Consider the following 12,028-nt stretch of genomic DNA (forward strand, 5'->3'; position numbering starts at 1 on the left):
TATCAGACCTGTCGTGTCTGTCCGCTTTCCCCGCAGATAAAAAAATGTTCATTCCCGTCAGTGAGATGTGTATACCCACTACTTTTTGATACCTGCGGCTTTTTTGAGCATGATTCATCAGTGCATTTTCTCAAATGCAAAAATAATTCGTCAAGCCATGTTACCAGGTTTTCAATTTCTTCGGTATCATAGTCCTTGTGTAACTCAGCAAGTAACGCCCGGATTGCTTCCCTGTTGAAAAGATCATGATCGGATTCGATTGAGATCATGTTCAGGTCAGCGTAACAGAGGGCCGAGTGATATGCAGCAACATAATTATTAAGATCTTGATGGAGTAACCCCCGGTAGACTGGATCTTTAAACGTATCGGATGTATGGAGTTTTCCCGTGATCCGATCGTATTCCTTCCAGAATATTTCGCAAATATCCCCGTCAGATTTTAGCGCATCAATAAGATGTGGAATATTGAATTTTTCTAAATAGGGAGCACAGGCAGGACAATTCCCAAAACTCTCCAGTTCACTGAAATGTGCCTCTGTCTTAAAAATACTCTCTTCATATCTCTGCAAACGATGCCTGATGTAGTTGATCTGGTCGCTGTCCATGGGTATGCCTTGTTTGTTAATTCGGTTGAGAAGTCTGCATCCGGTACCCGTAAAAAAAATGCTCATTTTTATTGCCGTGATATCTTTAAATTTTTTTCTTAATTTGTCATCTTAAAAAACCTTGTACCAGGTTGAGACCCGCGAGGTTTCCTCCCTATCCTTTTTTCTATCGTTTTCTGACAAATTCGCCTGTTTTTGTAACAGTGACTTCAAAGAAAAAACCGGTATCTCCTTTTAAGGAACAAAAATACTTTTTCCGGGGGACTAAAATCCTACGATTTTTTTAGCCGGAACACCCAACATTACAGAGTAACCTATGTCGCATGCAGTATCATTAGAGGATGGGGATGGACCGGGTTTCTATGCCAAGAAACAGCGGACTGTCCTGATCAGCCTGATTATTGATTTTATACTTTGGATCCCGGACATTATCGCTGCCATCCTCTCCGGATCGATTGTTCTTTTTGCCGATGCGGTGAAATGCGGTAACGAGATCATTGCCACATTTTTGGCCTATCTCACGATACGCAAGATGGCAAAAGGTGGTGCCGGGGTATACGATTACGGTATGGGTAAGATGGAGACGATAACCTCTATCATCACGGGCGGCGTGATGCTGATCTCGCTCCTGATCGTTTTTATGGTTGCCCTGTACCGCATTGCTGTCCCGGGAGAGCTGGTCCATGAGGGAGTAATGCTGGGTATCGTTCTCATGGTAATCGGGGTGAGCATGAACTCCTATCTCTGGCTGAAGAATTACCGGTTCAACCAGAGGGAGCCTTCACCTATCATGGATTCGCAGTGGAAGTTGTTCCGCACAAAGGCATTTTCTGATTTCACGGTTCTGGTTTCCCTGATTGCAACCCTTGAGCTCTCCGCTTACAGCTGGTCTTTGTATATCGATCCTCTCGCCTCCTTTGTGATCGCCGGTTTCCTCCTGTTCTCGGGATACCGGGTGATCACCACATCCCTGCCGGACCTGCTCGACAAGACCCTTGATGAAGAACTCCAGATGGTGATTGTCCGGCACCTTGCAGTCTTCTTTAATGATTATACTGCCCTGCATGGTGTACGTTCACGCCGTTCCGGAAACAATGTGTATATCGAGATCTTCTTAGAGTTTGACGGGGAGATGAAGATGTGTGAGGTGCAGAACATTATCAACCGGATCAAGGTGTCGCTTGAAGCCCATATCGCAAAAAGTTCGGTGAGTGTGGTACCGACTAGTTTGGCGGTATGTGAAGAAATTATACCCCCGCCTCCTGAATGATTGCATCGTTTTAGATATTTTTGCATTTCTCTTTTTTTTTACGGATCCAACCCACCTACATTAAATCTCGTGAAAAAACCTTGTTCCTGTACCAAAAACCGAACTTTATTGCCCTCAACCGCCAATTACCGGATAGATTTATTAAAAAAACAGAGGAAACCAGCAATGAAATCCATTATCTATTATTTTACCGGAACCGGAAACTCGCTCGTTGCAGCAAAGGCCATTTGTGCCCGTCTTGGTGATTGTGAGCTTATACCGATAGCTACTCTCGGGGGGTCACTTTCAGAGATTGTGCCGGTTGCTGACCGGGTTGGTATAGTCTGCCCGGTCTACGATTTTGGCCTCCCGTCCATTGTTGCAGCGTTTGCAGAACGACTTAACCTTTCCGGCACCGGCTATTGCTTTGCGGTACTCACCATGGGTGGCATGGGGGGTTCTGCCCTCCACCAGATGGATGGGATAATCCAGAAACATGGTGACAGGCAGCTTGACGCAGCTTTTACAGTCAGGATGCCGGGAAACTTTGTCCCGATGTATGCACCTCCGCAGGGAAAAAAGCGGGAGGAGATACTTGTAAAAGCCGATAAACGCATTGGCGAAATCTCTGAAATGATTGACAGAGGGCTGATTGTCAGGCCGGCAATATCGCCATTGACATCACTGCTCAAACGGCTTATGTATGCCGGCTTTATTGAACAAATACATGGCGCAGACAAGAATTTTACAGCCGATGAAAAATGCACATCCTGCGGAACCTGTGCCCGGGTCTGCCCTGTGCAGAATATTGTGATGGAGAACGAAAAACCGTCATGGATGCACCACTGCGAACTCTGCCTTGCCTGCCTGCACTTCTGCCCGGTTGCCGCGATCCAGTGGGGACCAAAGACCGCAAAGCGTGGACGATTTAAAAATCCATCTGTGACCCTCGCGGATATGAAAAAACAGCGCGGTGAATAACCGGATAATTACCTTTTTTTTATCAGCTCTGTTGAAACGGGCATGAACCGGCGTTCATAGCAGGAGCATGAAAATGCATGGTATTGCGAGGGTTCCCCGTATCAGGGCCTCTTTTCAGGCACGGCGGGGCAAGGAGGTTTTGATATTTTCAGTTACAAAATCGCCGCGGGGGCATCCCTTTTTGGTGTGGCGACGTTCATCGCATTTGGGGTATGGGGGCATCAGCCCCCATCTTTGTAATCCTCTCACTACATGCGTCATTCACATAAAACAGCGAAGGGCCCTTTTCTCCCAGCGTATCTGCCTGTAGTTCACAACCGTGGCTGCTGCTGGGTTCCGCAGTGGAAGGTACCAAATCCTTCGATCATAGCTTCGGCATTGATCCCGATCACTTTCCGATCGGGAAAGAGCTCCTGGATGGTCTGGAGTGCTTCGGTATCATGCGGATCTTTAAACACCGGGACAATTACCACTGAATTCCCGATATAGAAATTGGTATAACTTGCCGGGTAACGTTCATCTCCCTCAATCACAGGAGCGGGCATAGGCAGTTTCACTACCGTGAGGGGTTTACCGCTCTGGTCACTGGACTGACGGAGAATTTCGTAATTGTCATGCAGGGCCGGGTAATTTGCATCGGTAATATCCGTTTCATAAGCGCATACGACCGTTGACGGGCCGACAAACCGGGCAATATCATCGATATGCCCATCGGTATCGTCGCCAACAACCCCCTCATTGAGCCATATCACTTTCTCGATACCAAGGTATCCTTTAAGCCGCTCTTCGATCTCATCTGCTGACAAGCTTGGGTTACGGTTGGGATTAAGGAGACATGCCCGGGTTGTCAGCACCGTTCCCTTGCCATTTACGTCGATAGATCCACCCTCCAGCACCATTCCCGGAGTAAAGAGCGGGAGGCAGAGCCTGCGATTGATAGCGAGCGGAATCCTGCCATCCCGGATCTGGTCTTCGTATTTTCCGCCCCATGCATTAAAGTCCCAGTGAACTATAGCGATCTTCTGCAGGGTTCGGTTTACCAAGAATGTCGGGCCGTAATCCCGGATCCAGACATCGGAATATTCGCTGGTATGGATAGTGATTCGGGAGAGATCCGTTCCTGATTCCCTGAGCCGTGCCCTGACTTTCCGATGGATGACAGCAGTGGGGACAAAGAGTTCAACCCGCTCAGACATATGGACTGCCTGGATGAACTCATAGTATGCCTCCTCAACTGCACTGAGGTGGGGAAAGGAATTCGTGTTGTGCGGCCATGAGAGCCAGACTGCATCATGGGGTTCCCATTCTGCCGGCATGTGGAATCCCCGGTTACGGGGAGTATCTCCTTCCCTGAGTGCGGGAAAAGCACCACTCTCTCCCGCGAAAGCAACGCCTATCCGTCCGTAGGTATCCGGACGACGGTTCCGGAAAAATCCCCATGAGTCCTGGACTGTTTGATTCATTGAGAGATCGAGAGATACGATCACGGTCTCTTCACCATCACCCGCCTTTGCCAGTATCTTACCGAACGCATCGCAGACAAATGATCCGCCGAAGAAACGGCACTTCTCCTCCTGTCCAGACCTGTTCACTGCGGCGATATGGATACTGTTTGCCACGGCATGACTCCGCTGGATCAGTTCCCATGCTTCCTGCCAGTTTCCTTCAACCGGCTCATCGCCACCGGGATGCCCAATCGCAGTCGGGTAGAAGATGATCTCCGCTCCGTCCAGTGCAACAGATCGTGCTGCCTCCGGGAACCACTGGTCAAAACATATAAGAACCGCGATACGCCCGTACCGTGTATCAAACACCCGGTAACCGTCGCCCGGATAGAAATATCCTTTCTCAAAGAATCCGGGATCCTGGGGAATGTGTACCTTGTGATAAGGGGCATGGAGCGTGCCATCGGCATCGATTACTACAGCAGTGTTATAGAACCGGCCATCGGGCGTTTTCTCGTAGAGCGGGACGATGATAACGACATTGTGTGCCCGGGCAATCTCTGAAAACATGTTGGTTGATGCACCGGGAACAGTCTCTGCAAGTGCTGACGCATCGACACCGATATGCTGCGGGAAATAACGGGATTTGAACAGTTCGGGAAGGCAGATGATGTTTGCACCTGCTTGTGCTGCCAGCTCTACCTTCTGCTGCGCCTTTTTCAGCATCAATTCCGGGTCGTTTCCTACGGCCATCTGGATGAGCCCGATAATTACTGTTCCCTGCTGCATACTCTTCGTGCTATACGGGTTTTTTTTACTGGGATATCATGCTATCCAAAGATCGCGTGCTGACTCTGGTCTCCCATGGGGCTTTTGATATCCGGACCAAGGAGCGTTCTAATTGCAATCCTATCTTGAATTAGTAAAATATATATTCCAAAAAGTTAAAGATACTTTTTAAAATGTAAAGGATAGTTTACATTCACTATCCTTACGTGGAGTTGCACATGTATGATTAAACGAACCTGTTCATCATCAGTTTCCACGTTCTCCCCGGAACGTGAAAATGAAGAACCGGGTATCGGTCATAGTCTTGGAGACGGGAGAATCCGTTTTGCCCTCACGGCAGGGGCCTGTCTTGTAGCACTGGTGATCGTGTTAAAAAATATTATCCATATTCCTGAAAGCAGGCTTTTACCGGATATTGTCGTCTACATAGGAATCTACACGGGTTTTTCTCTGGTGTATCCTGTCGCAATCCATGAGCGACATTCACGGAAGATAAATAATCCGGCCTTGTGGAGTGCATTGATTGTGGTCATGACCCTTGCGATTATTATCTTCTATACCCTCTGAAGGAACGGGAATATGGTCGACGTGGACCCTGCCAAGATCGTTTCGAGGCAGTGCTTGTAAAAAAACGCAACTCCATGATGATTCTAGCCTCAATAATAAAAAACAACGCGAGGTATCGGGCAGGATGAAGAACCGGATCAAGGTCTACCGGGCACTCCACGATCTTACCCAGGAAGCCCTGGCTGACAAACTGGCAGTGACCCGGCAGACTATCCTTGCTATAGAGAAAGGAAAATACGATCCCTCCTTGGATCTTGCCTTCCGTATCTCGGAGTTGTTTGGTGTACCTGTTGAGAAAATATTTATCCGCAATTATGAGGGAGAGGATAAGCCGCAGTTCGAGGATTAACTGTAAGAATCCGGAAATCATACCCGCTTGTTTTACCCGGTTAACTGGGCCTTTCTGGTATGTTTTTCAGACAATAAATTCCCTTTTCCGGACCTTTTTGTGGTGAATAAAATAGGGTCTAAATATCAATGTGGTGCGCAAACTCTCAATATTGTGTCAAATGTGGTGCGAATTGTTTAAATGTGTTCACCCCAACCGTACATAGTAGTACACGTTTCACCGGATGTGTGCACCACATTGGCTGCTGTATCACCTCTTTTCGATGGTGCACAGGGATCCATTGTTGCCGGATATTGCATTGCTGGCGACCAGATCCGGTGTGCAATCAGAAATGGGATATGCACCAGAGAATTCAAAGAGATGATAAAATGGAACATATCGAAGAAAAAAACAGGAACAACCTGTTCCTGATGGATAATTCAGCTAACCCGGCACCGCTGGGACTGTGTGCATTTGGTCTGACCACGATCTTACTCAGTCTCCACAATGCCGGATTCACCCCCCTTGGTAGCCCCATTCTTGCAATGGCGATCTTCTATGGCGGACTTGCACAGGTGATTGTCGGACTGATGGAGTGGAAGAAGAACAACTCGTTTGGCATGCTCACGTTTGGCAGTTTCGGATTTTTCTGGATCTCGTTTGCCGCGATGATGATGCTTCCCGCACTGGGTCTTGCAAAAGCGCCCGGCCCGGTTGACCTCGCCGCATTCCTTGGCGTCTGGACGCTTCTCATCTTCGGTCTGTTTATCTGCACCTTGAAGATGCACAGGTTACTGGCATTCACCCTCTTTATGGTCCTGCTCCTTGCGGTGTTGCTTGTTGCAGCGCAACTCACGGGAAGCCCCCTTATCCTCAACCTCGGTGGATTCGCCGGGCTTGCTGCCGGTCTGCTCGCGCTTTACATGGGACTTGGGCAGGTTATCAACGAGATTTATGGCAGCCGGGTTCTACCGGTATAATCTTTTTTTAACTCACGAAACTGCAATCGTATCTGTTCCGGGTATTTCCTCTGACGGATAACAGGTGTTAAATTATCCCCCGGCAAAAGATCCGTACTATGAGTCTTATGGAAATTCTCTGGGCGCTTGTATTTCCGTTGCTGGGGGCAATAGTTGCCCTGGTACACATAAACAAAGAGAAAAAAACCGCGGACACCCACCGGAAACTGGAGATCATACTGATGTGGCAGCTCGTCTGCGGACTCGGATTATCCCTGCTCTGGGGGGGAATTGCCCACCTGCTCTTTGCTGATCAGGTAGCTCAATCCATCGGCTGGGCAACCGGCAGCCCCTTCCAGCGGGAAGTAGGCATATGGGATGCATCGATCGGTATTGTTGGTATCCTCTGCCTGAAATACCGGGATCATTTCTGGCTTGCAACGATCATCGGGGGAGGATTGTTCCTTTTCGGTGCCGGTCTCGGCCACGTGTACGAGTTTATTGCACACGGGGATGTGTCTCCCAATAATATCGGCGGGGTGTTATGGGTTGATCTCCTGTTCCCAATCCTCCTTGCGGCACTTTACCTGCTCTACCATAAAGAGAAGGCTGACATTCACACATTACGATAAAAAGCCCGTTATTTCTGATGATGAACCTTCAAAATCCCTTTTAAAAAGATGTGAAAGATGATATGGTGTATAATGGAGGACACTGGTTCCGGCAAAGGTGATGTTTGTCGTATGGTGGAGCCATGATGGTCCAACCGCGACCTTTTTTTTACCGCGTCATAACCAGTTCTATCTTTGTTGAACCATTGTTGCCGATTATAACCCATAACAATCATTATTTTTGTCAGTTACGATAAACAAACAGACAAACGAATCGGAAAAGTGGTAGTGATCCATGCTCTTTCTTTCACTTCAGGAAAAAACAAAGTGGGCTCAGTATGCCAAAGAGATCGTACAGAATGGCGCAAAACCTGAGATATATGAATTGAAAATTCGTAAAAACCTGTTCTCTGCATTCTGTTTTTACATAGGCACCCTGCTCGCGGCACAGGGACATGATCGTCGCTGTGTCGAATGGCTCGAAGCGGGTACGATGTGCGAGGAGGATGGTCTGTTCTCTTCTACGTTCCTTATGGGTTTTTTACAGCGGCATAAGGGAAAAATGATCAAACCCGCGGTTGCGTTTGAAGATCCACGGCCGTTTGTACATTTCTCGAATGTGCCGATCATGAAGGCCGCACGAAAACAGCTGGTGCGCCAGTGCGCCCATACCCTGCCCAGTATTGATAAACCCGTGCGTTTTATGGACATCGGGTGCGGGGACGGGGCTCTGACCGTGATGCTCCTTACTCAGCTGATGGAGTCCGGAAAAGTAAGCGACCTTTCAGAAATCCATCTCGTGGACTCATCTCCAGCCATGATTGGGCTTGCAAAAAAGACTGTCGGAGATGCATTTCCGGGCACCACCATCACTACGGAAAATGCACGCATTCAGGATTGCTCAGCAGGAATACAGCACCATTATGACATCGCGTTTTCTTCGCTTGCCTACCACCACATGCCTGTTGAAGACAAACGTGTTCATCTCGCCCGGCTCAAACCATGGATCGATCACTTCGTGCTCTTCGAGATGGATGCAAATAATGACACGCCAGAAGTGTTCTCCCCGGATCTGGCATTCTCAGTGTACCAGTCCTACGGGCGGATCATCGACTTTGTCTTTGCCCACGACGCACCGCTTGACGTGGTAACGGATTGCGTGGATTCCTTTCTCATGACCGAACTGGTATCCATCCTGACGCAGCCGAGAGGCGAGAGGACTGATTATCATATGCTCCGCTCCCAGTGGAATGACCTTTTCAGGACCGTGCTGGGACCGGAATTTTTGCTTCAGTGCGACTCTGCCTGTTATGCGGATGAGTATATAGCCCTGTTTACCATGCACTACGGGCGGGGCGAATAAACCAGGTCGAACACCCAGCGGCTCACGCCGGGTGCAACATTACCGCAGGTGTTGTAATAGGTGATATCAAACCCTTTCTGTACATACTCTTCGATCAGGACAGGAATCTCGTTCCGGGTTTTGAATGTGTAGAAATGAATCATCCCCCCATGCACGGCGAGCGGTGAGAGGATGTCAAGGATCCTGTCCATACCATAGGGTGCCGGGATGATAATCCGGTCGAACTGCCGGTGCGGGAGCATACCGATATCGAAAGCATCCCCGTGGATGGTGGTGATATTTTTTCGTACCTTGTTAAGACTGACATTTTCCTCAAGCCAGAGATATGCATCAGGATTCTGCTCAACCGCTACGACCTGTGCCCCTTTTGCTGCTGCAGGAATGGCAAACGGTCCTACCCCGCAGAACGGTACAAAAACCCGTTCACCACTCTCCACCTGATCGATGACCCGCATCCGCTCGTACGCAAGACGGGTATTAAAAAAAACCGTTCTCACATCAAGCCGGTAAGCAAAGCCAAACTCACCGTGAAGGGTAACGGTTGTATCCCCCGCAAGGATCTCATAACCCGCCGCCCTCGTATCTCCCGCTACTTTTGCAATCTTGTTGAGTACGGTATAGATGTTTTTACGGTGGGAGATGATCTCCCGGGCAATGAGCGGTTTATAGTCCGAAAGCTCATCGGGGATTGAAATGATGGCGACATCACCTACGACATCGAAATGATTGGTGATGTGACAAAGGTCTTTATCAGGAATGATCCCGGCCAACTGTTCTTTCAACCCCATGCTTACCGTTATGTAAGCGTGCAGTTCCCATAAACGCGATCCATGTTGATCCTTTGTTTCTCTGACCCATACCTTAATTAGTCATTACTTCCAGTTCCTCTCTTATGACACGGGTGCGGATGGTTGAAAGAATCCTTTCAGCGTATGCAACGGTGGAAGGAGCCGGTGTCCGGCTGCATCGGGCGTTCGGGTATTACGAGGTTCCCCAGTTTGATCCGTTCCTGATGCTGGATGATTTCCGTTCAACCCGCCCGAAAGATTACCTTGCCGGGTTCCCCACCCACCCGCACCGGGGTATCGAAACGGTCACGTACATGCTCAACGGAAGCATTGAACATGCTGACAGTATGGGAAATGCCGGCAGTGTCAATGCCGGGGATGTCCAGTGGATGACTGCGGGATCGGGCATTATCCATTCAGAGATGCCAAAACCGGTAAACGGCCGTATGGGCGGGTTCCAGCTCTGGGTTAACCTGCCCCGGGCGCATAAGATGATGACTCCCCGGTACCAGGAAATAAAGAGTGCGGATATCCCCATGACAACACCCCATCCGGATGTCAATATAAAAGTGATCTGCGGACAGGTCAACGGTGCAAAAGGGCCGGTGAAAGATATCGTGGCCGATCCCTTGTATCTCGATATAACCCTGGGCCCGGACACCTTTTTTACTCATCCGGTTAAGGAGGGTTACACGGCCCTTGCCTACGTGATCAGCGGTGAAGGTACCTTTGATGCCGAAGAAGGATACCGGATCGGCATCCGTGACCTGATCCTGTTTACTGACGGGAGTTCAATCTGGGCGCGATCGTATGGCAAAGGCTTCCGTTTCCTCCTCATTGCAGGAAAACCGATCCGCGAGCCGGTTGCATGGCGCGGACCGATCGTGATGAATACGCACGAGGAGCTCCGTCAGGCTTTCAGGGAATTTGATGAGGGGACCTTTATCAAAAAGAATGCGTAATATACGGGATACAAAGGCGCAGCTGTTATGTATCCCTCCCCTTTTCTGCCTGAAGATGAACCGGTAACATTTCTGTCACGGGATGCACCCTTTCGCCAGATCACCGAAGTCAACGAGTACCGGTTCAATGATATCAGCCCCGAAGATATCGTTGTGGATATCGGAGCAAATGTCGGTGCGTTCTGTATCAGGGCTGCCCGCAGATCCCGTACGGTGACTGCCATTGAGCCGGTGACTGCCGCATTGCTCAACAATAATATCCGGGCAAACAGCGTTTCCGTTCAGGTGATAAATGGTGCGTTGGGAGACGGGAAACCCGCTGAAGTTTGTTGGGATGAACGCCGGGTTATTACCCCCACATACACACTCAGTATGATCCTTGAACTGGCTGGTGGCTGTGATTTTTTAAAATGTGATTGTGAGGGCGCAGAGTGGCTGATCAATCCCAAGGAACTCGCAGGTGTAAGAAGGATTGAGATGGAACTGCACCAGCCACCGATCGGAGGACGCCCGAACCCGGCGCTCCTCGACTATATCAGCCGGTATTATGATTTTGAGATCGAGAGAAAACCCGTTCATGCGGCACTCGGTGTGATGGGTGTTCTGCATGCCGTGCGGAACTAAAAACGCTATGATCGGGCTGTTTTACTGGTCGTATACCTGATCCACTTGGATATCATTTCCGGTAACAGGGCGTTAACCGGTGCCATTGCACCATAACTGCTGCACCCGCTAATGCCAGGATGCCGGCCATACCTGTTGTCACTGCAGAGTAGGTTGGAGCAAAAAAGGTATTGTGTGCACCAAAAATGCCTGCGCCAGTCATCAGAATGCCCATACCGGCGAGCAGGACGATAGTCCCCATCCAGAGGGGATGCGTGTTATCCGGTATATCTTGTCCGGTTGAGAAAAGCCTGTACATTATCACTACGGTGACGAGTAAAAAGATCCATTCTGATGGTGTTGTTAGTTCAATCCAGAGATAAACGCCTGCATAATCCGGCGGAGTGACCAGAGGGAACGGGCCGAACAACGGATACGCCCATGTGGAGGGAAGCAGCCACATGGTATCGAGTAACTGGTGGACAAAAATGCAGCATGCGACCGCTATGCCATATACCCGGTACCGGTTTCGTACCATAACGAGCGCGATAATTGCAAGGATGAGAATTATAAACAGGGCATGAAAGATCGTTCTCCCACTACTTAGTGCAGGGCTGATGAGCGTTAACGGTTTATCAATAAGATCCGGGATTAGGGACGCTACGATACAGAGGGAAATTATCCGCCGATCATGGGTCAGGCAGCAGAAACCTAATCCAAGCAGGAGACCGCTGACCAGATGGGCGAACAAAAACATATACGAAAAATGCGACGCACC

General features: G+C 49.3%; 13 protein-coding genes. 9 read left to right on the forward strand and 4 right to left on the reverse strand.

Annotated elements, in window-relative coordinates; translation table 11 throughout:
- Positions 1 to 2 precede the first annotated feature (2 nt).
- Positions 3 to 605 (reverse strand): hypothetical protein, encoded by a 603-nt coding sequence (locus tag WC593_05875; protein MFA4824669.1) that lies wholly within the window; start codon positions 603 to 605, stop codon positions 3 to 5.
- Positions 606 to 921: 316 nt separating this feature from the next.
- On the opposite strand from WC593_05875, the gene WC593_05880 reads away from it, so the two are divergent.
- Both WC593_05880 and WC593_05885 read left to right on the forward strand, forming a co-directional pair.
- On the forward strand, positions 922 to 1,875 hold the full coding sequence (locus WC593_05880; GenBank protein MFA4824670.1) for a cation diffusion facilitator family transporter: 954 nt from the start codon (positions 922 to 924) through the stop codon (positions 1,873 to 1,875).
- A 165-nt stretch (positions 1,876 to 2,040) separates the two neighbouring features.
- Complete coding sequence (locus WC593_05885; GenBank protein ID MFA4824671.1) at positions 2,041 to 2,835, forward strand: EFR1 family ferrodoxin; 795 nt, start codon at positions 2,041 to 2,043, stop codon at positions 2,833 to 2,835.
- Positions 2,836 to 3,146: 311 nt separating this feature from the next.
- On the opposite strand, the gene WC593_05890 is transcribed toward WC593_05885, so the two are convergent.
- Positions 3,147 to 5,069, reverse strand: coding sequence for an agmatine deiminase family protein (locus tag WC593_05890; GenBank protein MFA4824672.1), 1,923 nt, complete (start codon positions 5,067 to 5,069; stop codon positions 3,147 to 3,149).
- Between the two features lie 222 nt (positions 5,070 to 5,291).
- Between WC593_05890 and WC593_05895 the strand changes: the two genes are divergently transcribed.
- The 5 genes from WC593_05895 to WC593_05915 all read left to right on the forward strand — a co-directional run bounded on the left by WC593_05895 (position 5,292) and on the right by WC593_05915 (position 8,897).
- Positions 5,292 to 5,636, forward strand: a complete 345-nt coding sequence (locus WC593_05895; protein MFA4824673.1) for a hypothetical protein — start codon at positions 5,292 to 5,294, stop codon at positions 5,634 to 5,636.
- 124 nt (positions 5,637 to 5,760) lie between these two features.
- Positions 5,761 to 5,985: a helix-turn-helix transcriptional regulator gene (locus tag WC593_05900; GenBank protein MFA4824674.1), complete on the forward strand. Its 225-nt coding sequence runs from the start codon at positions 5,761 to 5,763 to the stop codon at positions 5,983 to 5,985.
- Between the two features lie 368 nt (positions 5,986 to 6,353).
- Entirely contained in the window at positions 6,354 to 6,944 is a 591-nt protein-coding gene (locus WC593_05905; GenBank protein MFA4824675.1) for an acetate uptake transporter, read from the forward strand.
- A 98-nt stretch (positions 6,945 to 7,042) separates the two neighbouring features.
- Positions 7,043 to 7,555, forward strand: a complete 513-nt coding sequence (locus WC593_05910) for a DUF6790 family protein (protein ID MFA4824676.1) — start codon at positions 7,043 to 7,045, stop codon at positions 7,553 to 7,555.
- Positions 7,556 to 7,829: 274 nt separating this feature from the next.
- Positions 7,830 to 8,897, forward strand: coding sequence for a class I SAM-dependent methyltransferase (locus WC593_05915; GenBank protein ID MFA4824677.1), 1,068 nt, complete (start codon positions 7,830 to 7,832; stop codon positions 8,895 to 8,897).
- Here the strand turns inward: WC593_05915 and WC593_05920 are convergent.
- Positions 8,879 to 9,685 (reverse strand): RsmD family RNA methyltransferase, encoded by an 807-nt coding sequence (locus WC593_05920; protein MFA4824678.1) that lies wholly within the window; start codon positions 9,683 to 9,685, stop codon positions 8,879 to 8,881. The genes WC593_05915 and WC593_05920 overlap by 19 nt on opposite strands.
- A 119-nt stretch (positions 9,686 to 9,804) precedes the next feature.
- On the opposite strand from WC593_05920, the gene WC593_05925 reads away from it, so the two are divergent.
- Both WC593_05925 and WC593_05930 read left to right on the forward strand, forming a co-directional pair.
- The gene (locus WC593_05925; GenBank protein MFA4824679.1) at positions 9,805 to 10,647 is read left to right on the forward strand and encodes a pirin family protein; all 843 of its coding nucleotides are present in this window, start codon (positions 9,805 to 9,807) and stop codon (positions 10,645 to 10,647) included.
- Positions 10,648 to 10,674: 27 nt separating this feature from the next.
- Positions 10,675 to 11,271, forward strand: a complete 597-nt coding sequence (locus WC593_05930; GenBank protein ID MFA4824680.1) for an FkbM family methyltransferase — start codon at positions 10,675 to 10,677, stop codon at positions 11,269 to 11,271.
- Between the two features lie 52 nt (positions 11,272 to 11,323).
- On the opposite strand, the gene WC593_05935 is transcribed toward WC593_05930, so the two are convergent.
- A complete protein-coding gene (locus tag WC593_05935) occupies positions 11,324 to 12,007 on the reverse strand; it encodes a metal-dependent hydrolase (GenBank protein MFA4824681.1) in 684 nt (227 codons plus the stop codon).
- Between the last annotated feature and the right edge of the window lie 21 nt (positions 12,008 to 12,028).

This window comes from Methanoregula sp., from assembly GCA_041645435.1.
Lineage (GTDB): Archaea > Halobacteriota > Methanomicrobia > Methanomicrobiales > Methanospirillaceae > Methanoregula.

Coding starts and splice junctions, on each gene's coding strand:
- WC593_05930 (MFA4824680.1), top strand. CDS start 10,675: ATGTATCCCTCCCCTTTTCTGCCTGAAGATGAACCGGTAACATTTCTG.
- WC593_05900 (MFA4824674.1), top strand. CDS start 5,761: ATGAAGAACCGGATCAAGGTCTACCGGGCACTCCACGATCTTACCCAG.
- WC593_05880 (MFA4824670.1), top strand. CDS start 922: ATGTCGCATGCAGTATCATTAGAGGATGGGGATGGACCGGGTTTCTAT.
- WC593_05890 (MFA4824672.1), bottom strand. CDS start 5,069: ATGCAGCAGGGAACAGTAATTATCGGGCTCATCCAGATGGCCGTAGGA.
- WC593_05885 (MFA4824671.1), top strand. CDS start 2,041: ATGAAATCCATTATCTATTATTTTACCGGAACCGGAAACTCGCTCGTT.
- WC593_05910 (MFA4824676.1), top strand. CDS start 7,043: ATGAGTCTTATGGAAATTCTCTGGGCGCTTGTATTTCCGTTGCTGGGG.
- WC593_05935 (MFA4824681.1), bottom strand. CDS start 12,007: ATGTTTTTGTTCGCCCATCTGGTCAGCGGTCTCCTGCTTGGATTAGGT.
- WC593_05905 (MFA4824675.1), top strand. CDS start 6,354: ATGGAACATATCGAAGAAAAAAACAGGAACAACCTGTTCCTGATGGAT.
- WC593_05875 (MFA4824669.1), bottom strand. CDS start 605: ATGGACAGCGACCAGATCAACTACATCAGGCATCGTTTGCAGAGATAT.
- WC593_05920 (MFA4824678.1), bottom strand. CDS start 9,685: ATGGGGTTGAAAGAACAGTTGGCCGGGATCATTCCTGATAAAGACCTT.
- WC593_05925 (MFA4824679.1), top strand. CDS start 9,805: ATGGTTGAAAGAATCCTTTCAGCGTATGCAACGGTGGAAGGAGCCGGT.
- WC593_05915 (MFA4824677.1), top strand. CDS start 7,830: ATGCTCTTTCTTTCACTTCAGGAAAAAACAAAGTGGGCTCAGTATGCC.
- WC593_05895 (MFA4824673.1), top strand. CDS start 5,292: ATGATTAAACGAACCTGTTCATCATCAGTTTCCACGTTCTCCCCGGAA.